The organism is Pseudomonas sp. TSRC2-2 (assembly GCF_049897785.1).
In the GTDB taxonomy this organism is placed as follows: domain Bacteria; phylum Pseudomonadota; class Gammaproteobacteria; order Pseudomonadales; family Pseudomonadaceae; genus Aquipseudomonas.
The window spans coordinates 1-19,281 of record NZ_JAFCWZ010000012.1 but is presented as its reverse complement, the minus strand read 5'-3'; the positions used below and the strand labels follow the sequence as shown (position 1 = coordinate 19,281).

Annotated in this window: 16 protein-coding genes; 14 read left to right on the top strand and 2 right to left on the bottom strand. The window is 62.5% G+C overall.

Annotation, left to right across the window (positions count from 1 at the left end; genetic code table 11):
- Positions 1-56: 56 nt before the first annotated feature.
- Complete coding sequence (locus ACP7D9_RS22705) at positions 57-1,019, bottom strand: LysR family transcriptional regulator (protein ID WP_101155367.1); 963 nt, start codon at positions 1,017-1,019, stop codon at positions 57-59.
- 258 nt (positions 1,020-1,277) lie between these two features.
- Here ACP7D9_RS22705 and ACP7D9_RS22700 point away from each other — a divergent pair, with 258 nt between their 5' ends.
- The 13 genes from ACP7D9_RS22700 (at position 1,278) to ACP7D9_RS22640 (ending at position 16,912) form a co-directional block, all read left to right on the top strand.
- Entirely contained in the window at positions 1,278-2,219 is a 942-nt protein-coding gene (locus tag ACP7D9_RS22700; RefSeq protein WP_397478906.1) for a VOC family protein, read from the top strand.
- Between the two features lie 9 nt (positions 2,220-2,228).
- The gene (locus tag ACP7D9_RS22695; protein WP_313006115.1) at positions 2,229-2,591 is read left to right on the top strand and encodes a Rieske (2Fe-2S) protein; all 363 of its coding nucleotides are present in this window, start codon (positions 2,229-2,231) and stop codon (positions 2,589-2,591) included.
- 134 nt (positions 2,592-2,725) lie between these two features.
- Positions 2,726-3,859, top strand: a complete 1,134-nt coding sequence (locus ACP7D9_RS22690) for an FAD-dependent oxidoreductase (RefSeq protein WP_313006117.1) — start codon at positions 2,726-2,728, stop codon at positions 3,857-3,859.
- A gap of 56 nt (positions 3,860-3,915) precedes the next feature.
- Positions 3,916-5,613 (top strand): DUF1302 domain-containing protein, encoded by a 1,698-nt coding sequence (locus ACP7D9_RS22685; protein WP_426159664.1) that lies wholly within the window; start codon positions 3,916-3,918, stop codon positions 5,611-5,613.
- Between the two features lie 12 nt (positions 5,614-5,625).
- Positions 5,626-7,014, top strand: a complete 1,389-nt coding sequence (locus ACP7D9_RS22680) for a DUF1329 domain-containing protein (RefSeq protein WP_313006122.1) — start codon at positions 5,626-5,628, stop codon at positions 7,012-7,014.
- Positions 7,015-7,073: 59 nt separating this feature from the next.
- Positions 7,074-8,171, top strand: a complete 1,098-nt coding sequence (locus ACP7D9_RS22675; RefSeq protein ID WP_426159663.1) for a WD40/YVTN/BNR-like repeat-containing protein — start codon at positions 7,074-7,076, stop codon at positions 8,169-8,171.
- 4 nt (positions 8,172-8,175) lie between these two features.
- The gene (locus ACP7D9_RS22670; protein ID WP_426159662.1) at positions 8,176-10,650 is read left to right on the top strand and encodes an efflux RND transporter permease subunit; all 2,475 of its coding nucleotides are present in this window, start codon (positions 8,176-8,178) and stop codon (positions 10,648-10,650) included.
- Positions 10,640-11,887: an MFS transporter gene (locus ACP7D9_RS22665; protein ID WP_313006126.1), complete on the top strand. Its 1,248-nt coding sequence runs from the start codon at positions 10,640-10,642 to the stop codon at positions 11,885-11,887. The genes ACP7D9_RS22670 and ACP7D9_RS22665 overlap by 11 nt, the downstream gene beginning before the upstream one ends.
- Positions 11,888-11,900: 13 nt before the next feature.
- Positions 11,901-12,482, top strand: coding sequence for a cupin domain-containing protein (locus ACP7D9_RS22660; RefSeq protein WP_426159661.1), 582 nt, complete (start codon positions 11,901-11,903; stop codon positions 12,480-12,482).
- Complete coding sequence (locus tag ACP7D9_RS22655) at positions 12,479-13,462, top strand: fumarylacetoacetate hydrolase family protein (RefSeq protein ID WP_426159660.1); 984 nt, start codon at positions 12,479-12,481, stop codon at positions 13,460-13,462. The genes ACP7D9_RS22660 and ACP7D9_RS22655 overlap by 4 nt, the downstream gene beginning before the upstream one ends.
- 9 nt (positions 13,463-13,471) lie before the next feature.
- On the top strand, positions 13,472-14,473 hold the full coding sequence (locus ACP7D9_RS22650) for an NAD-dependent epimerase/dehydratase family protein (RefSeq protein ID WP_313006130.1): 1,002 nt from the start codon (positions 13,472-13,474) through the stop codon (positions 14,471-14,473).
- Positions 14,451-15,245 carry a cyclase family protein gene (locus ACP7D9_RS22645; RefSeq protein WP_397478899.1) on the top strand — a complete coding sequence of 265 codons (795 nt, stop codon included), beginning with the start codon at positions 14,451-14,453 and terminating at the stop codon, positions 15,243-15,245. The genes ACP7D9_RS22650 and ACP7D9_RS22645 overlap by 23 nt, the downstream gene beginning before the upstream one ends.
- A gap of 20 nt (positions 15,246-15,265) precedes the next feature.
- Complete coding sequence (locus ACP7D9_RS22640; protein ID WP_426159659.1) at positions 15,266-16,912, top strand: arylsulfatase; 1,647 nt, start codon at positions 15,266-15,268, stop codon at positions 16,910-16,912.
- 62 nt (positions 16,913-16,974) lie between these two features.
- Here the strand turns inward: ACP7D9_RS22640 and ACP7D9_RS22635 are convergent, their stop codons facing one another.
- On the bottom strand, positions 16,975-17,601 hold the full coding sequence (locus ACP7D9_RS22635; RefSeq protein ID WP_426159658.1) for an XRE family transcriptional regulator: 627 nt from the start codon (positions 17,599-17,601) through the stop codon (positions 16,975-16,977).
- A 46-nt stretch (positions 17,602-17,647) separates the two neighbouring features.
- Between ACP7D9_RS22635 and ACP7D9_RS22630 the strand changes: the two genes are divergently transcribed.
- Positions 17,648-18,343, top strand: coding sequence for a B3/B4 domain-containing protein (locus ACP7D9_RS22630; protein ID WP_426159657.1), 696 nt, complete (start codon positions 17,648-17,650; stop codon positions 18,341-18,343).
- Positions 18,344-19,281: the final 938 nt, after the last annotated feature.

Genomic DNA, 19,281 nt, shown 5'->3' with positions numbered 1-19,281 from the left:
TTTTGTTGTCCTTGTGGTTGCCTTGGCATTCGCAAGGCACGTTAAGGATCAACCGGCTAATTGGCCAATCGTGACGGCGGATACGAGGTATCGCGAGACTCGATAGGCGGCTGCTCCAGATGCTGGATGAACTCGCTGATGCGTTCGCGCAGCCAGCGGTGCATGGGGTCGCCGTCGACGCTGCGGTGCCACAGCATGTACTCGCGCATCAGCGGGATTTTCACCGGCGGGGGCAGGATGCGCAGCGGCAGATAGCGCGCATACAGGTTAGCCAGACGCTGGTGCATTGTGGCGATGCGCTGGGTGCCAACCACCAGTTGCGGCAGAGTGTTGAAGTCGCTGGTGATCACCTCGATGCGCCGATTGAAGCCGTACTGGTTCATGAACCACTCTTCGATACTCATGTGCCGAGTGCGGCCGAAACCCACCGACACGTGGCCCATCTGCATGTACTGCTCGAGGGTCAGGCTGGCGCCGACCGCGCTGTTGCTCTGGCACACCACGCAAACGTGTTCCTCTTCGAACAGCAGTTGGGAAGGGTGGCCTTCGATGATGTAGCGCTCGGGCACGATCATCAGATCAACCTCGCCGCGCACCAGCAATTCGCCAGAGTTGTCGCTGGGGCCGAGCATTTCGAAAGTGATGTTCGGCGCCTCCTGATGGATCTTCTGGATCACTTGGGCGAACAACACGCTGATCAGGTAATCCGAGGTCACGAGGCGAAAGTGGCGTTTGCTGGTGGTGGGGTCGAACACCGGTTTGGCAGTGATCGAGGACTGAATTGTCAGCAACACTTCGCGTACCGGTTTCGCCAGCTCGGTCGCGTAGGGCGTGGGCTGCATCTTGCGCCCGACCTGAACCAGCAACTCGTCTTCGAAGTAAGTGCGCAAACGCCCAAGCACGCCGCTGGTGGCGGACTGGGTCATGTGCAGGCGTTCGGCGGCGCGGGTGATGTTCTGTTCTTCGAGCAGCACATCGAGCGCCACCAGCAGGTTCAGGTCCAGGTGGTTGAAACGCATGGGCAGGTCCGCTTGTTGTATTTATTTTGCCAATACCTTCGAACGATTCCATCGACGCGTCAACCACCGATGCAGGTATCGCGTTTGTCGATAGGTCGCATCCCGACTCGCGATTAGTCAGCTGCCGAGCCTTGCGCCAATCTCCGCCGCAGTCGGCCCCCAGTCGCCGACACCACCACCGGGTTGCAGCCTGGCCCGACGCACTTTGGCGTCTGCGGCGGCGGTGACCGGATCATAATTTCAATGGAGTGGTAAGCCATGAACATCATTGGCCTTGATGCCCTGATCTTTGGCGTCGATGACATCCAAGCCTGCACCGATTGTTTACGTGATTACGGCCTGGCGCCGGTCGGCGTCGACAGTCGCGGCGGGCGTTTCGAAGCACTCGACGGCACCGCCGTGATCCTGCGCCGCGCCGACGACCCGGATCTGCCGGCGGCTATCGGCCCGGCGCCGTCGATTCGCGAAACCGTTTATGGCGTCGGCGCGCTCAGCGACCTGGACGCCATCGAAGACGAACTGGCCCGCGACCGCCCCGTCAGCCGCGACGCCCAGGGCGTGCTGCACAGCGTCGATGACATGGGCTTTGCGATTGCCTTTCAAGTCAGTGTGCGCAAGGCCTACAGCGCCCCGGCTGATCTGACCAACGCTGCCGGCCATGCGCCACAGCGTCCGCTCAATCAGCCCGGCATCAGTCCAGAGATGAGCGCCATCCCGCGCACCCTGTCGCATGTGGTGTATTTCGTCCCTGACGCGGCCAAGGCCGAGGCGTTCTACGCCCAGCGTCTGGGCTTTCGCACCACCGACACCTTCATCGGCGCCGGACCGTTCATGCGTCCGGCCGGCTCTGATGATCACCACTGCCTGTTCATGATCCAGACACCGCCGCACATGAAAGGCTGCGAGCACTTCACCTTTCACATGGGCAGTGGCACCGAAGTGCTGTTGGCCGGCACGCGCTTCGAGCAGAAGGGCTGGACCAGTTTCTGGGGCCCGGGGCGTCACCTGTTTGGTTCGAACTGGTTCTGGTACTTCAACAGCCCGCTGGGCTGTCATATCGAATACGACGCCGATATGGACAAGCACGATGACGCCTGGGAGGCCCGGCGTGCGCCGCTGTCGGCGGACAATTCGCAGCTGTTCCTGTTCGGCAGCAAGGAAAAGTGGGCACCCGGCGGCCCGCCACCGAAGCTTGGTTGAGGCCGTGCCATGAGTGAGCGCGAGTGGCCGTTGTGTCGCCTGGATGAATTGCTGGAAGGGCAGGCGCGTGGCTTCGATCCGTTGCAGCAGGGCCGCGACAGTCTGTTTGCTCTGCGCCATGACGGTCAGGTGCGGATCTATCGCAACCGTTGCCCACATCTGGACGTGCGCATGGAGTACCGCAAGGACCGTTTTCTGTCGGCCGATGGCCAGTTGATCGTCTGCTATGCCCACGGCGCGCAGTTCCTGCCGAGTACCGGCGAATGCGTCTACGGCCCGTGTCTGGGGCAGTCGCTGGAGGCATTGGCCTCGCGCGAAGAGGACGGTTGGTTGCGGGTGTTGCTGCCCGAGCCGAGGCCAGTGTCGGGGTAAATCGAGGTATCGCGTACGGCGATACATCGCATCCCCACTCGCGATTAGTCAAATCCCTGCTTTGCCGGGAAGCTTCACCCAACGACGCAGTGCCCGACGCTGCTTCGATCACAAGAATAAAAAGAGAGTGAGCCATGAGTGCAGTGAACAACGTTCTGATCGTGGGCGGTGGTATTGGCGGCTTGTGCGCGGCCATCGCGTTGCGGCGCAAAGGCATCGAGGTCGACCTGATCGAGCTCAAGTCCGAGTGGACGGTCTACGGCGTCGGGATTATTCAGCAGAGCAACGTGGTACGCGAGATGGCCAAACTGGGCGTGCTCGACGGTTATCTCGATGCGGCTTACGCCTTTGAAGATGTGGCCATCTACGGCCCGGGCGGGCAGCAACTGGCGCGTATTGCGGGGCAGCGTCTAGCCGGCCCGCAGTACCCGGCCAACGTCGGTATTTCGCGACTGGCACTGCACAAGGTGCTCAGCGAAACTGCCCTTGGGCTTGGCGCGAAAGTGCGTCTGGGCCTGAGCGTCGAAACGCTGGACGACAACGGCCAGCAGGTCGACGTGCTGTTCACCGACGGCAGTCGCGGTGTCTACGACCTGGTTGTCGGGGCCGACGGTCTGTTCTCGAAAGTGCGCAGCCTGGTCTTCGGCGACACCTACACCCCGCGTTTCACCGGCCAATCGGTATGGCGCTACAACTTCCCCCGCGCACCACAGATCGATCACCTGGCCAACTACCAGAGCGCCGAAGGCAATGCCGGGCTGGTGCCGCTGGCCGGTGATCTGATGTACCTGTTTCTGACTTCGCACGAGCCGTCCAACCCATGGATGGACCCGGCCGATCTCGCCCCGCAGATGCGCCAACGCCTGCAAGGCTTTACCGGCCTGATTGGCGAACTGCGCGAGCAAATCACCGACAGCGGCCAAGTCGTTTACAAGCCGATGGAAGTGGTGTTCGTCGATGAGCCGTGGCATCGCGGGCGGGTGCTACTGATTGGCGATGCGGCTCACGCCACGACTCCGCACCTGGGCCAGGGTGCTGGCATGGCCATCGAAGATGCAATCGTGCTCAGCGAAGAACTCACCCGCGATTCGTCCGCCATGAGTGTCGAGGCGCAGTTGCAGCGCTTCATGGCGCGGCGATTCGAACGTTGCAAATACATCAGCGACAGCTCGGTGCTGGCCGGCGACAAGGAGATGCAGCACGACCGCAGCTTCGATCGCATCGGTCTGGTCAAGCAGATGCTCGCGCGTACGGCGGAGCCCATCTAGCCGTTCAAACGCCCCACCCACAGCAGTTACCACTATAAAAACAAGAGGTTAACGCGATGGTTAGTTCTACGACTGCGGCGCTTGCGCGTCGCCGGGTCTGCTCGTCTGCACCCTTCGGTTTGAGTATCGCTGCCGTGCTGGTGCTGTGCAGCCAGGCGGCGCAGGCGTTCGACATCGATACCGGCAACCCGGATTTCAAATTGCGCTGGGACAACACGGTGAAGTACAGCGCCGCGTGGCGCACGCAAAACCCGAGCAGCAAATTGTCCGAAGGTCAGGTTGCGCTGAATCAGGACGACGGCGATCGCGCATTCAAGAAAGGCCTGATCTCCAACCGTACCGACATCCTGTCCGAACTCGATCTGTCGTATCGGGATTTCGGCGCACGCTTGAGTGGCGCGGGGTGGTACGACACTGAGTATCAAGGCAGCAACGACAACAACGATCCGTCTCGTGCCAACGCGCGCTCGGTGGATTACGACGAGTTCACCGATGACACCCGTCACCTGCACGGTGGCGACGCGGAAATTCTCGATGCCTTTGTGTACTGGAACGGCGAACTGGCCGACCGCGCGACCTCGGTGCGCGCCGGGCGTCACGGCCTGATCTGGGGCGAGAGCCTGTTTTTCGGCGCCAACGGCATTGCCGGCGGCATGGCCCCGGTCGACGTGGTCAAGGCGCAGTCGGTGCCGAACACACAGTTCAAGGAAATCACCCGACCGGTCAATCAACTGTCGGGCACGTTCCAGCTGACCGACGACGTCTCGCTCGGTGGCTACTATCAGCTCGAATGGGAAGAGACACGCCTGCCGGCGGCGGGAAGCTATTTCTCCACCAGCGACACCATCGGCGAGGGTACCGAGCGGCTGATTGTCGGCGCACCGTTTCCGGCGTTTCTCGGCGGCAATCCAGCCAGCCCGGCGGCGTTTTTCCATGGCAATGACAAGGAAGCACGCAGTTCGGGGCAGGGCGGTCTGCAGCTCAAATACAGCGCCGAAAGTGTCGAATACGGCCTCTACGCGATCCAGTATCACGACAAGACGCCCAAGCTGTACCTGAAGCCCTCGGCCGGCGCGCCCAACTTCAGCAGCGGTCAGATTGGCGAGTATTACTGGGTCTACCCGGAAGACATTCGCGCCCTCGGCGCCAGTTTTGCCACGACCATGGACGAGTACAGCTTCGCTGGTGAGGCGTCGATGCGCTGGAACATGCCGCTGATCTCCAACGGCCAGACCGTGTTGCCAGGCGTCGTCGCCGACAACGATGACGACGCGCTCTACGCGGTGGGTCGCACGGCCCACGTCAATCTCAACGTGATCGCCTCGTTCGGCCCGAACTTTCTTGCGCGCGAATCCGGACTGGTCGGCGAAGTGGCGTGGAACCGCCTGCTCAGCGTGACCAAAAACCGCGCCGCACTCGACCCCAACGCTACCGACGATGGCCTTGGTTTCAAAGTGGTGTACACGCCGACCTACCGGCAGTTCTTCTCCGGCATCGATATCAGCATCCCGGTGGGCGTCAGCTACTTCCCCTTGGGCAAATCGGCGGTGGTCAGCTCGTTCGGCCCGGACAACGGCGGCGACATCAACATCGGCATCACCGCCACTTACCTTGACCGCGTCACCGCCGGCCTGACCTACACCCATTACTACGGGGCCGAGGACACCAACCTCAACGGCCTCAGCCAGTTCAATTACAAACAATCGCTGAAGGATCGGGATTACCTGGCCTTTTCCGTCAAGACCACGTTTTAAGAGGACTTGCGCATGACTGTTCATCACCATCACCGCGCCTTTCGACTCAAGGCTGTGTGCTTTGCACTGCTGGGTTCGCTCGTTGTTCTGAGCCAATGCGCAACCGCCGCCACTGCCGAGGAAGCGGCGAAACTGTCGACGACCCTGACGCCGATGGGCGCCGAGCGTGCCGGCAACGCTGACGGCAGCATTCCGGCATGGCAGGGCGGTTACACCAAGGTCGATCCGTCGTACAAACCGGGCGGCAAGCGCAGTGACCCCTTCGCGGCGGACAAACCGCTGTTCAGCATCACCTCGAAAAACCTCGCGCAGTACGCCAGCAAACTCAGCGATGGCAGCAAGGAAATGTTCAAGCGTTACCCTGAAACCTATCGCATCGACATCTATCCGACCCGGCGCTCGGCCGCCGCACCGCAGTGGGTGTATGACAACACGCTGAAAAACGCGACCCGCGCCAGACTGGTCGAAAGCAGCGCCGGGCCAGTGCCGGAAGGCGCATTTGGCGGCATTCCGTTCCCGATCCCGCGCAACGGCGCCGAGGCCATGTGGAACCATGTGCTGAACTGGCGCGGCACCTCGCTGGCCATGCATTTTCGCCATTATCTGATGACCGCTGACGGCAAGTCGGTAATGACCACCGATGGCCAGGCGATTCAGGACATGCCGTATTACTACCAGGACGGCTCACCCGAGACATTCGCTGGTGATTACTGGCTGTTCCGTCTGCTCAACGTCGGTCCGCCGCTGCGTGCCGGTGAGCAGATCATGGGCCGCACCAACATCAACGGCGACAAGTCACAGGCTCACGTTTACCTGACTGGCCAGCGCCGAGTGCGCAAGTTGCCCAACGCCTGCTGCGACACGCCGACCCCGGCTACCGCTGGCGTGATGTCGTTCGATGAGTTGAGCGTGTTTCAGGGGCGCATGGATCGCTTCGACTGGAAACTGGTCGGCAAGCAGGAAATGTACATCCCTTACAACACCAACAAGGTTCTCACCGCCAACAAGCCCGAAGACCTGTTTTCGGCGCATCACATGAATCCTGATTACGTGCGCTGGGAGCTGCATCGCGTGTGGGTGATTGATGCCGAACTGGCACCGGGCAAGCGTCATCAGTTGCCGAAGGGCCGCTACTACCTCGACGAAGACACCTGGCAAGCGATGCTCGGTGATCGCTGGGACGCCAACGGCCAACTGGCCAAGACCCTGTGGTCGCTGCCGGCAGTATTGCCGGATCTGCCGGCGCAGGCGCAACTGTCTTCGGGGTTCTATGACCTGACATCCGGCGCCTGGTTTATCCAGAACGTCTACACCGGCCTGCCCGAGCAGTACGGCGTGGTCGATCGCTACAAGCCTTCGGAGTTCTCGCCGGCGGCGATGGCGGGTGCGGGCGTTCGCTGAATCGGGCCAGATCGCGGCGCAGGTCGCGGTCCGGTTTCACACAGGTTTTCGAGGTGGGTATGAACAGAATCTGTCAGCTGATGGGCTTGCTGACGTTGGCGTTGCCTTGGGCGTTGCCCTTGAGCGCCGCCGAGGCGGCGGTCGGCGATGTGTTGAGCACGCCGGCAATGCATTCGCCGCAGGCTGAACGCGCGGTGTTGCTCGACCTGGCGCGTGCCGGCGCGCGGCTGGTGGCGGTCGGCGAACGCGGCATTGTCTTGCTTTCTGATGACAATGGCGCCACCTGGCGCCAGGCATCAGTGCCAGTGTCGGTGAGCCTGACGGCGGTGCAATTCGTCGATGCCGATCATGGCTGGGCGGTCGGCCATGGCGCAGCAGTGCTGATGTCCGCTGACGGCGGTGAAACCTGGTCGCTCCAACTGGACGGCCGTCGCGCCGCGCAGCTCGAACTGGACGCCGCCCGCACAGAAATGGCCAATGCCAGCGACACCGATGCCGCTGCCGTGCGGGTGCAAAACGCTGAACGCCTGATCGCGGAAGGTGCGGACAAACCGTTTCTGGCGCTGACATTCACCGATGCCCGCCACGGCTTGATCGTTGGCGCCTATGGCCTTGCGTTCAGAACCGAGGACGGCGGGGCGAGCTGGCAGTCGCTGATCGGCCAGATCGACAACCCGGCAGGCGCGCATTTGTATGCGCTCGCCGCGCACGGTGCGCAGTGGTTCATCGCCGGCGAACAGGGTTATCTGGCGCGCTCCAATGATGGCGGACATTCTTTCGCTGCTCTGGACAGTCCTTACAGCGGCAGTTTCTTTGCTGTTCAGGTGCGCGACGACGGCACCTTGCTCGCGGCGGGTTTGAAGGGCAACGCCTTCGTGTCCCGCGACAACGGCAGCAGTTTTGTTCCGGCGCCAGTGCCGATGCCAGTGTCCTTCAGTGACGCGATCCGCACCGTCGACGGCCAGTTGCTGTTGGTCAATCAGGGCGGCGCACTTTTCCGCACTCAAGCTGATGCGCAGGCACAGCTAAAGCCTTACGGCGCGCCGTTGGGCAAACCGGTCGCCAGCGTTGTGCAGGCCGCCGACGGCAGTCTGGTGCTGGCCGGGTTCACCGGGTTGACGCGCTTGGCAGCGCCCACCGTTATTGCTTCGGAGTGAGGTTATGAAGTCATTCGACAACGCCACGGCCAGCCTGGCGAGTTTCGATCCGCGCTCCGGTTCGCTGGTGGAACGCACGCTGTTCAACCATCGGCTGTGGGTCTTGCTGGTGTGTCTGGTCACTACGCTGCTGCTGGGTTATCAGGCCATGCGCATCGAACTGAATGCCAGTTTCGAAAAGATGATTCCGACGCAACAGCCGTACATTGCTAATTACCTTGAGCACCAGAAACAGCTCAGCGGTCTGGGCAATTCGCTGCGCATCGTCGTCGCCAATCGTCAGGGCGATATCTATGACGCCGACTACCTGAAAGCCCTGCAGGCCCTGAGCGACAAGCTGTACCTGCTGCCTGGTGTCGATCGCGCCTATATGAAGTCGTTGTGGACACCCGCGACCCGCTGGGTCGCGGTGACCGAAGACGGGCTGGATGGCGGCCCGGTGATCCCCGACGATTACGCTGGCACTCAGGCGAATCTCGATGCCTTGCGCCGCAACGTGCAACGCTCCAATGAACTCGGGCAACTGGTAGCGTTCGACCAGACCTCAAGCATCATTTACGTGCCGCTGCTGGCAACCACCAGCGATGGCCAGGCGCTGAATTATTCGCTGTTGTCTGAGCAACTCGAAGCGCTGCGCAGCGAATACCAGAGCGACAAAATTGGTATCCACATCACCGGTTTCGCCAAGAAAGTCGGCGACCTGATTGAAGGGCTCAAGCAGATTCTGTTGTTTTTCGCCGTGGCGATTCTGATCACCACCGCTGTGCTGTTCTGGTACACCCGCTGCCTGCGCAGCACCGTGCTGGTGGTGTTCTGCTCGCTGGTGGCGGTGGTCTGGCAGCTCGGCCTGTTGCCGCTGCTCGACTATCAGCTCGATCCCTATTCGGTGCTGGTGCCGTTTCTGGTGTTCGCCATCGGCATGAGCCACGGCGCGCAGAAAATGAACGGCATCATGCAGGACATCGGCCGTGGCATGCACCGCGTGGTCGCCGCGCGTTTCACCTTTCGCCGGTTGTTCCTGGCCGGGCTGACCGCGCTGCTGTGTGATGCTGTGGGGTTTGCGGTGCTGATGCTGATCAAGATCCAGGTGATTCAGGATCTGGCAGTGATCGCCAGTATTGGCGTGGCGGTGCTGATTTTCACCAACCTGATCCTGCTGCCGGTGTTGCTGTCCTATGTCGGCGTCACGCCACGCGCCGCGCAACTGAGCCTGAAAAGCGAGCAGGGCGAACAGGCCGGCCAGCGCCGCCATGGCTTCTGGCGTTTTCTCGATCTGTTCACTCGGCGGCGCTGGGCCAGCCTGTGCATCGCGGTTAGCCTGGCGCTGGCGGCGCTTGGATTTATCGTCAGCCTGCAACTGAAAATCGGCGACCTCAATGCCGGTGCCCCGGAGCTGCGCGCCGACTCGCGCTACAACCAGGACGACGCTTTTCTGACCCGGCACTACGGTGCCAGCAGCGACCTGTTCGCAGTGATGGTCAAGACGCCGCCCGGGCAATGTGCGCGCTACGACATTCTGGCCAAGGTCGATGCACTGGACTGGCAACTGCGTGCGCTGCCGGGGGTGGATTCGACCAACTCGCTGGCGTTGCTCAACCGACGCATGCTGGTCGGCCTGAGCGAAGGCAGCGCCAAGTGGTACGAACTGCAGAACAATCAGGCGATGCTCAACATGATCACCGCCAGTGCCCCGCGCGGTTTGTACAACGAGGATTGCAGCCTGCTGACGTTGTACGCCTACCTGACCGACCACAAGGCCGAAACTCTCACGCGGCTGGTCGAGCACGTCGAGCAATTCGCCGCTGCGAACAACAATCAGGATGTGCAGTTTCTCCTCGCCGCCGGCAATGCCGGCATCGAAGCGGCGACCAACATCGTCGTCAAACAGGCCAACCGCGAGATGCTGTTCTGGGTCTATGGCGCGGTGATCATCCTGTGCCTGATTACCTTCCGTTCCTGGCGCGCGACGCTGTGCGCGGTGATTCCGCTGATGGTTACCTCGATCCTCTGCGAGGCGCTGATGGTCTGGCTGAACATCGGGGTCAAGGTGGCGACTTTGCCGGTGATTGCCCTCGGCGTGGGTATCGGCGTCGATTACGCGCTGTACGTGATGAGCATTCTGCTCGGCCATTTGCGCCAGGGTGCGAGCCTGTCCGAGGCCTATTACCGAGCGCTTGTGTCGACTGGCAAAGTGGTGATGCTCACCGGAATTACCCTCGCGATTGGTGTGGCGACGTGGATTTTTTCACCGATCAAGTTTCAGGCCGACATGGGCGTGCTGCTGGCATTCATGTTCGTCTGGAACATGGTCGGCGCATTGGTGCTGCTGCCAGCGCTGGCGTATTTCCTGCTACCGGCTCAGCGCACTCAACGCGGCGCCGAAGCTTCGGTCGAGGTGATCAGCGTGGCGCAACCGCCCAGTGCTGTGGTCGCCAACGTTCATCCATCGCGACAACGGGAGATCTGTCATGGCCGTTGAATCTGCAGTGCCAGACCACCGCCGTGAAGCCGGCCTGATGCAATCGCTGCTGTTGCTGCTCGGCAGCTGTCTGCCGGTGCTTGGCGCGGTGTTGCTCGCGCCGGTATTGCCGCGCATGCAGGCGCATTTCGCCGAGGTATCGGGGAGTGCGGTGCTGGTGCCGATCGTGCTGACCCTGCCCGCGTTGATGATTGCCGTGCTCGCGCCGTTTGCCGGGATGATCGCTGATCGCCTCGGGCGCAAGCCGCTGTTGCTGGCCAGCATGGCGCTCTATGTGCTGTGCGGCGTCTTGCCATTGTGGCTCGAGTCGTTGCCGGCGATCGTCGCCAGCCGCGCCGGCATCGGTCTGGCCGAGGCGGGAATCATGACTTGCTGCACGACATTGATGGGTGATTACTACAGCGGCGCGCGACGTGAACGCCTGTTCGCTTTGCAAATGGTCGCGACCTCGTTGTCAGCAGCGGTGTTCATCGCCCTCGGCGGTTTTCTCGGCCAGAACGATTGGCGCACGCCGTTCGCGCTGTACGCGGTGGGGCTGATCTTTCTGCCGCTGATGGCCTGGCAACTCTGGGAGCCGCAACCGCGTGTGCCCATGGCGGCAACCCTGGCGCAGCCGGTGAAACGTGCTTTCCCCTGGCGCGCGCTGACGCCGATGTATGCGCTGGCCCTGCTGGCCGGGCTGAGCCTGTTCATCGTGCCGGTGCAGGCCGGTTACCTGCTCAATCTGCTGCACGTCGATGCGCCGCAGCAGATCGGCATGACCATGGGCGCCAACCAGCTCGGCGTGCTTGTCGGGGCCTTGAGTTTTCGCCTGCTCAGCGGCTTGCGCAGTCAGCATTTGCTGCTGATTGCCTTTGGGCTGGCCGGTGTTGGCGGCTTGCTGATGGCCGGCGCGAACAGCCATGTGCAAGTGGTGGTTGCGGTGCTGGTAAACGGTTTGGGCATCGGTTTGATGTTGCCAACGCTGATCACCTGGATCATGGCGCAAGTCGGTTTCGAGCAGCGCGGGCGCGCTGCCGGTTGGTTTACTGCAGCGATTTTCGCCGGTGAATTCGTCAGCCCGTTGATGGTGCTCGCCATCACCGCCGGCGCTGTTTCTGTCCTGCCACAAGCCTTGGCCGTCATCGGTTGGCTGCAATTGGTGGTGGCGCTGTTTTGTCTGTCCGTACCGAGGCTCGGCGGTTTGTTGCCGGGTGCGGCTGTCAGCAGTCAAGACTCCATTGGCAACGGCCATTGAACGAGGAATGTCCATGCAAGCGCTTCCCCCCTTCAAACGCGTGGTCACCGGGCATGATGCCGATGGCCGCGCAGTGATCGCCAGTTGCGGCCCGACCGCCAGCGTATTCGCCCTGCAAGCGGTGCCCGGCACGGTGTTTCATGAACTGTGGAACAGCAGCGCCAGCCCGGCTGTCCTCGACAACGGCGGCGACCCGACGGACAAACCGTTGCAACTGAGCCCCGACCCGCACGGCAGCGTGATCCGCGTGGTCGACATTCCGCCGGACAGCATGCAGAACCAGATCAGCGCCGTGGATGCAGCGGCAGTGTTCGCCGAGATGGGTCAGTCCGAGGCCGGCACTGGCGATGCCAGCGCCCGGCACAGGTTGATGCATCGCACTGAAACCCTCGATTACGGCATCGTTACCGAGGGCGAAGTGTGGCTGGTGCTCGACGATCAGGAAGTCCAGCTCAAACGCGGCGACGTGGTGGTCCAGCGCGGCACCAACCACGCGTGGAGCAACCGCACCGAGGCCATGGCTCGCATGGTTTTCATTCTTCTCGACGGGCGCTTTGCCGCCCAACTGCAACAGCGCCAGGGAGCCTGGGCATGAAACTCGCCACAGTAAAAAACAACACCCGCGACGGTCGGCTGGTCGTCGTTTCGCCCGATATGATTCACGCGCTGGACGCCAGCGCTGTCGCGCCGACCCTGCAATACGCCATTGAAAACTGGCCGCTTGTCGAGCCGCGCTTGCAGGCCCTGGCACGGCAGCTGGAAGCGGGCGACGCCCGCCACGCGACGGACTTCGATCCCGCCCAGGCCATGGCGCCGTTACCGCGTGCCTATCAGTGGTGCGACGGTTCGGCGTTTCTCAGCCACGGCGCGCTGATGCAGAAGGCGTTCAACCTTGAGCCCATTGAAGGCGCCGATCGCACGCCGCTGATGTATCAGGGCGCCGGCGATGATTTCATCGGCCCGCGCGATGACATCGAGTTGCCCAGTGAAAGCCAGGGCATCGATTTCGAAGGTGAGTTTGTCGTGCTGGTTGACGACGTGCCGATGGGCTGCTCGGCTGAAGACGCTTTGGCGCATATCAAACTGATTCTGCAAATCAATGACATCAGCTTGCGGGCCCTGGCGCCACGGGAAATGCGCACCGGTTTCGGCTTCCTGCAGGCCAAGCCATCGTCGAGTTTTGCGCCGCTGGCGATCACCCCGGACGAACTTGGTGAGGCGTGGCGCGACGGCCGGGTGCATTTGCCGCTGCATGTCGAGTGGAACGGCGAACGCTTCGGCCAGCCCCACGGCGGGCAGATGAATTTTCACTTCGGTGAACTGATCGCTCACGCCGCACTGACACGGCGTCTGCGCGCCGGCACGCTGATCGGGTCAGGGACCGTCTCTAACGCTGAGCGCAGCGCCGGCTCGGCATGCATCGCCGAGCGGCGCGCCATTGAAATGATCGAGCAGGGCGCTGCGCAAACCGGCTTCATGCGCTTCGGTGATCGGGTGCGCATGGACGTTACGGGCAGCACTGGTCGCTCGCTGTTCGGTGCCATCGACCAGCGCGTCGTCAAAGCCCATGGCTGAGGAACGCCCATGCGTGTATTGATCACCGGCGCCAATGGTTTCGTCGGCCGTGAACTGCTGCGCTGTTTGCTCTCGCGGGGCAGTTTGCGTGGGCAAGTCATTCGTTCGTTACTGGTGCTGGACACCGAAGTGCAGGGCTTGCCGGACGATCCGCGCCTGCGTCGGCACACCGGCAGCGTGACCGACGCGGCATTGATGCGTCGGGTGCTCGCCGATGGCATCGATGTGGTGTTTCATCTGGTGAGCATTCCCGGCGGCGCGGCTGAACACGATTATGAGGCGGGCTATCAGGTCAACCTGCTGGCGAGCCTGGAACTTCTCGACCAATTGCGCAACAAGGCGCGGCCACCGGTGCTGGTGTACGCCAGCAGCGTCGCGGTGTACGGCGCCGACCTTCCGGCGAGGATGAACGAGCAGGCCGAGCTGCGCCCGCAACTGTCTTATGGCACGCATAAGGCCATGGTCGAGCAGGCGTTGATCGATCTGGCCCGGCGCGGCGAAGTGGATGGCCGCGCGGTGCGCCTGCCGGGAATCGTCGCGCGGCCGCGTGAGCCCAACGGTTTGCGCTCGGCCTTCATGAGCGACCTGCTGCGCGCCTTTGCCGAAGGCGTCGACTACTGCTGCCCGGTGTCACCGGAAGCAACCGCGTGGTGGATGTCGGCGCGTTGCTGCGTGAACAACCTGATCCACGCCGCCGAACTGCAGAGCCATGCCGCGCAACAGCGAGTCTGGCAACTGCCGGTGCTGCAGTTGTCGATTGCGCAAGTGATCGATGCGCTGGCGGCGGCCTATGGCGAGCAACGCCGCTCGTTGATCAATTTTGCGCCCGACGCTGACCTGCAAGCGCTGTTCGGACGTCTGCCGCCATTGAAAACCCCCCAGGCCCGCGCGGCGGGCTTCAGCCATGACGGCAATGTCGCCGCACTGCTGCGCAACGCTTTGAATCCCGCCCCTTATCGGCATTTGCCCCTGCCCGGAGAGACTTCCCATGTCACAGCCCATCGCGCGTAAACGTCGTCTTGTCGATCTTTCGGTGACGCTCGACAACAACCCTTACACGGACCCGCCGCCGCTGCTGCCGAAGATCGATTACATGGATCACCAGCAAGGCTGGCCGGAAATGGCCGCGATGTTCCCTGGCCTGCAACTGGAGCAGATGCCCGGCAACGAATCCTGGGCTGCCGAGCGCCTGAGCATTACCACTCACAGCGGCACGCACATGGACGCGCCGTGGCATTACGCCTCGACCACCGACGGCGGTGCGCCAGCCTTCGGCATCGACGAACTGCCGCTGGAGTGGTGCCTGCAGCCGGGGGTGAAACTGGATTTTCGCGACCTGCCTGACGGCCATGTGGTCACTGCCGCCGAGGTGGAAGCCGAGCTGGCGCGCATCGGGCATGACCTGCAAGCGCTGGATATCGTGCTGATCAACACCCGCGCCGGCGCGCTGTTCGGCCAGCCGGGTTATCTGGATGCCGGCGTCGGCATTGGCCGCGAGGCGACGCTGTATCTGCTCGAACGTGGGGTGCGGGTGGTTGGCACCGATGCCTGGAGCTGGGACGCACCGTTCAAATACACCCGCGAACGGTTCGCCGCCAGCGGCGACGCCTCGATCATTTGGGAAGGGCATAAGGCCGGGCGCGACATTGGTTACGGGCAGATGGAGAAACTGGCCAACCTCGAGCAGCTGCCGGCCAGCGGTTTTACCGTGTCGTGCTTCCCGTACAAGATCAAACATGCTTCGGCAGGGTTTGTCCGCGCGGTGGCGATCTTCGAAGACTGACCAATAACAAGAGAGTCCCTATGCCTGTTTTGCGAACGTTGTGGCCCGTGCTCTGCGCGGCGCTGACCCTCGGCAGCGGTGCGGCGCTGGCCGCTGCCGGTGCTGCGGCCAAGCCGAATATTCTGCTGATCGTTGCCGACGATCTGGGGTACTCCGACCTCGGCAGTTACGGCGGCGAGATCCAGACGCCAAGCCTCGATCAACTGGCCCGCGAAGGCTTGCAGTTCACCAGCCTGTATGCGACGCCGACCTGTTCGATCACCCGCTCCATGTTGTTGTCCGGTACCGACAATCATCTGGTCGGCCTCGGTACCATGGCCGAAGCATTACAGCCGTTCCAGCGCGGCAAACCAGGATATGAGGGTTATCTGAATGAGCGCGCCTGGTCGGTCGCCGAGCTGTTGCAGCGTGGCGGTTACCACACGCTGATGGCCGGCAAATGGCATTTGGGCCTGGACGCGAACCAGGGCCCGGATCAGCGCGGTTTCGCCCAGTCGTTCAGCTTGCTTGAAGGCGGCGCGCCGCACTTCAAGCCGGCGACTGACGACCCGGCGAAGATCGAGCAGGTGCATTACCGCGAGAACGGTCGGGCCGTGCAGGTGCCGGAGAATTTTTACTCCACGGATTTCTACACCGACAAGCTGATCGGCTATCTGCAGAACGTCAGACAGGACGGCAAGCCGTTCTTTGCCTACGCCGCCTACACCGCGCCGCATTGGCCGTTGCAGGCACCGCAAGCGTATCTGGACAAATACCATGGGCGGTTCGACGACGGTTACGACAGCGTGCGCCTGTCACGGCTCGAGCGCATGAAAAAGCTCGGCCTGCTCGCTGCGGATGCGCAGCCGGCACAACCGCTGCCGGTCAACTCGAAACTGCCCGGTTGGGAACAATTGAGTCCGGAACAGCGCAAGATCGCCGCGCGCAAAATGGAGATCTATGCGGCCATGGTCGACAACCTTGATGACAACATCGGCCGCTTGCTTGACTACCTGCGCAAAAGCGGCCAATACGACAACACCTTGATCGTGTTCATGTCCGACAACGGCGCGGCGGGCGAGAACCACGCGCAGTTCTATCCACCGGGGCCGCGTACCGATAACAGCCTGGCCAACCTGGGACGTGTGGGATCACAAGCCGACTATGGCTTGCGTTGGGCCGAGGTCAGCGCCGCGCCGTTCCATCTGTTCAAAGGCACCACGGCCGAGGGCGGCATCAGCGTGCCGGCGATCATTCAGCTGCCCAAGGCGTTGCGCCGCCAAGGGATCGAGCGCGGCGTGGCACGGGTTGACGACCTGGCGCCGACCTTTCTCGAGATCGCCGGCATTGCCGTGCCGAATGATGCTGGCAAGCAGCCGATTACCGGACGGTCATTGATGCCGATGCTGGCGGGCGAGGGCAGCCCGCATGACGAAGGAGCGCTGGCGGGTGAGCTGTTTGGCAATGCCTATTACCGTGAGGGTGATCTGAAGTTGCTGGGGATGCGCCCGCAAGTGGGAATGGGCGACACTGCGCAACCGGTGCAGTGGCAGTTGTTTGATCTGGCACGGGATCGCGGGGAGACGACTGATCTGGCGGGGGCGCAGCCGCAGACAGTTGAGCGGTTGAAGGCCGCGTGGATGGCGTATGCGCGGCGGGTCGGGGTGGTGTTTCCGGCGCGCAATTGATGGACGTTTCGCGGGGTTGAATGGTGCCGCGAACGTGCCCTCCCTGGCCCGCCTTACCGAGGCTAGGGCGAGGCAGTTTCGCGGGCACCCTGATGCAGCTCAGTCACCGACATGGTGAAAACCAGTTTCGACCGCCCATGGTTGGCGTACCCATGCGCCACGTCCGTACGCGCTACCGCCGAACACCCAGGCCCGACGACCAGTTCGACATTGCCAACCGTCAGATGCAACGTGCCTTTCTCGACGTGAAAAAGTTCTGTGGTGCCGTTCGGGTGCCCGGCGGAAGAAAACGACTCGCCGGGAAACAACTCCCAGCGCCACAATTCGAGCATGTTCGGGCCGCTGGTGCCGGCCAGCAATCGCGCCGATCCGCCCAGCTCACCGGTCCACAGCGTTGGGATGTCCTGGCTGTCGATCAGGTGCGCCGCTGGTGTGTCTGCGACGTTGACGAAGTCCGCCACTGACAAGCCCAGCGCGGCAGCGATCTTGCACAGGGTCGCGATGCTCGGGTTGGCCGAGCCTTTCTCGATTTCCACTACCATGCCTTTGCTCACGCCGGAGCGCCGGGACAGTTCGTCCAGGGTGATGCTCTGTTGTTTGCGCGCTTGTTTGAGCGTGCGGGAAACCGCTGCGCTGACAGTCTGGACGTCGGCCCCGGCCTCGGTCGATATATTGACTTTATTGGTCATTGATCGCTAGCATCGTCTGAAATTCGGGTGTGAGGGGGATTCTGGGATGCTGTCTGTCGTGCCGTCAATCGATCCGGCTGTTGCGCAACTGGCGCCGGGCTTCAGAGCGCTGAGTATTGTCGTGCGAGCGGCGCCGATTACTCAGGCTTACGTGGCCGGTGAAGCACTGGCCAAAGCCTGTCAAATCGTCGCTGCCGGTGGTCCGGCGTGGGCGCCTGCGCATTTGCAGGCCTGGGCCGATGTCTTTCGTTTGTTCGGCGCCAAACCGCAGCGCACGCCTTGTTCCGCCGAGGCTCTGCGCAAACGTGTGTTGCGCGACGGCGACTTGCCGAGCATCGATCCGGTGGTCGACCTGTACAACGCCATCAGCCTTGAATACGCAATCCCCGTCGGTGGCGAAAATGCCGAAGCCTATGTTGGTTCGCCACGTCTGGTCGTCGCCGATGGCAGCGAACCGTTCGACACGATGAAAGAGGGCGTGTCCGCGCATGAATTTGCGGACGCTGGTGAAGTGGTCTGGCGCGATGACCAAGGCGTGACCTGCCGGCGCTGGAACTGGCGCCAGGGCGTGCGAACCCGCCTCGATGCGCAGGCCCGGCATATGTGGTTCATCCTCGAAAGCCTGCCGGCGATGCCGCTGGAAGCGCTGACCGAGGCGGGCGACAAGCTCATCGAAGGTTTGCAACAGATGATGCCCGGCGCCGAGATTGAAAGCATGTTGATCGGGCCGGGCGCGCGGTAGGTTGGATGAGAAGGCGAACCCGCTTGGTCAGCAACACCGCGAATCCCTGTGGGAGCGGGCTTGCCCGCGAAGGCGGCGGCAGGTTCAAGATCATCATTGCCTGACCCGGCGCTTTCGCGAGCAAGCCCGCTCCCACAATGATTCAGCGGCAAATCGACCATCTTCAGCGCTACCCGATTCCCTGTGGGAGCGGGCTTGCCCGCGAAGGCGGCGGCAGGTTCAGCATCATCTTTGCCTGACACTCCGCTTTCGCGAGCAAGCCCGCTCCCACAATGATTTGGCGGCCAATCGACCATCTTCAGCGCCACCCGAATCCCTGTGGGAGGGGGCTTGCCCGCGAAGGCGGCGGCAGGTTCAAGATCATCATTGCCTGACACACCGCTTTCGCGAGCAAGCCCGCTTCCACAATGATTTGGCGGCCAATCGACCATCTTCAGCGCCACCCGAATCTCTGTGGGAGCGGGCTTGCCCGCGAAGGCGGCGGCACGTTCAAGATCATCATTGCCTGACACACCGCTTTCGCGAGCAAGCCCGCTCCCACAATGATCCGGAGGCAATTCGACCATCTTCAGCGCCACCCGAATCTCTGTGTGAGCGGGCTTGCCCGCGAAGGCGGCGGCAGGTTCAAGATCATATTTGCCTGACCCGGCGCTTTCGCGAGCAAGCCCGCTCCCACAATGATTCAGCGGCAAATCGACCATCTTCAGCGCCACCCGAATCCCTGTGGGAGCGGGCTTGCCCGCGAAGGCGACGGCAGATTCAGCATCATCTTTGCCTGACACTCCGCTTTCGCGAGCAAGCCCGCTCCCACAATGATTCGGCGGCCAATCGACCATCTTCAGCGCCACCCGAATCTCTGTGGGAGCGGGCTTGCCCGCGAAGGCGGCGGCACGTTCAAGATCATCATTGCCTGACACACCGCTTTCGCGAGCAAGCCC

What these genes read in the sequence shown, in the direction of transcription:
- ACP7D9_RS22705 (WP_101155367.1), bottom strand. Translation starts at nt 1,019, where the DNA reads ATGCGTTTCAACCACCTGGACCTGAACCTGCTGGTGGCGCTCGATGTG.
- ACP7D9_RS22700 (WP_397478906.1), top strand. Translation starts at nt 1,278, where the DNA reads ATGAACATCATTGGCCTTGATGCCCTGATCTTTGGCGTCGATGACATC.
- ACP7D9_RS22695 (WP_313006115.1), top strand. Translation starts at nt 2,229, where the DNA reads ATGAGTGAGCGCGAGTGGCCGTTGTGTCGCCTGGATGAATTGCTGGAA.
- ACP7D9_RS22690 (WP_313006117.1), top strand. Translation starts at nt 2,726, where the DNA reads ATGAGTGCAGTGAACAACGTTCTGATCGTGGGCGGTGGTATTGGCGGC.
- ACP7D9_RS22685 (WP_426159664.1), top strand. Translation starts at nt 3,916, where the DNA reads ATGGTTAGTTCTACGACTGCGGCGCTTGCGCGTCGCCGGGTCTGCTCG.
- ACP7D9_RS22680 (WP_313006122.1), top strand. Translation starts at nt 5,626, where the DNA reads ATGACTGTTCATCACCATCACCGCGCCTTTCGACTCAAGGCTGTGTGC.
- ACP7D9_RS22675 (WP_426159663.1), top strand. Translation starts at nt 7,074, where the DNA reads ATGAACAGAATCTGTCAGCTGATGGGCTTGCTGACGTTGGCGTTGCCT.
- ACP7D9_RS22670 (WP_426159662.1), top strand. Translation starts at nt 8,176, where the DNA reads ATGAAGTCATTCGACAACGCCACGGCCAGCCTGGCGAGTTTCGATCCG.
- ACP7D9_RS22665 (WP_313006126.1), top strand. Translation starts at nt 10,640, where the DNA reads ATGGCCGTTGAATCTGCAGTGCCAGACCACCGCCGTGAAGCCGGCCTG.
- ACP7D9_RS22660 (WP_426159661.1), top strand. Translation starts at nt 11,901, where the DNA reads ATGCAAGCGCTTCCCCCCTTCAAACGCGTGGTCACCGGGCATGATGCC.
- ACP7D9_RS22655 (WP_426159660.1), top strand. Translation starts at nt 12,479, where the DNA reads ATGAAACTCGCCACAGTAAAAAACAACACCCGCGACGGTCGGCTGGTC.
- ACP7D9_RS22650 (WP_313006130.1), top strand. Translation starts at nt 13,472, where the DNA reads ATGCGTGTATTGATCACCGGCGCCAATGGTTTCGTCGGCCGTGAACTG.
- ACP7D9_RS22645 (WP_397478899.1), top strand. Translation starts at nt 14,451, where the DNA reads ATGTCACAGCCCATCGCGCGTAAACGTCGTCTTGTCGATCTTTCGGTG.
- ACP7D9_RS22640 (WP_426159659.1), top strand. Translation starts at nt 15,266, where the DNA reads ATGCCTGTTTTGCGAACGTTGTGGCCCGTGCTCTGCGCGGCGCTGACC.
- ACP7D9_RS22635 (WP_426159658.1), bottom strand. Translation starts at nt 17,601, where the DNA reads ATGACCAATAAAGTCAATATATCGACCGAGGCCGGGGCCGACGTCCAG.
- ACP7D9_RS22630 (WP_426159657.1), top strand. Translation starts at nt 17,648, where the DNA reads ATGCTGTCTGTCGTGCCGTCAATCGATCCGGCTGTTGCGCAACTGGCG.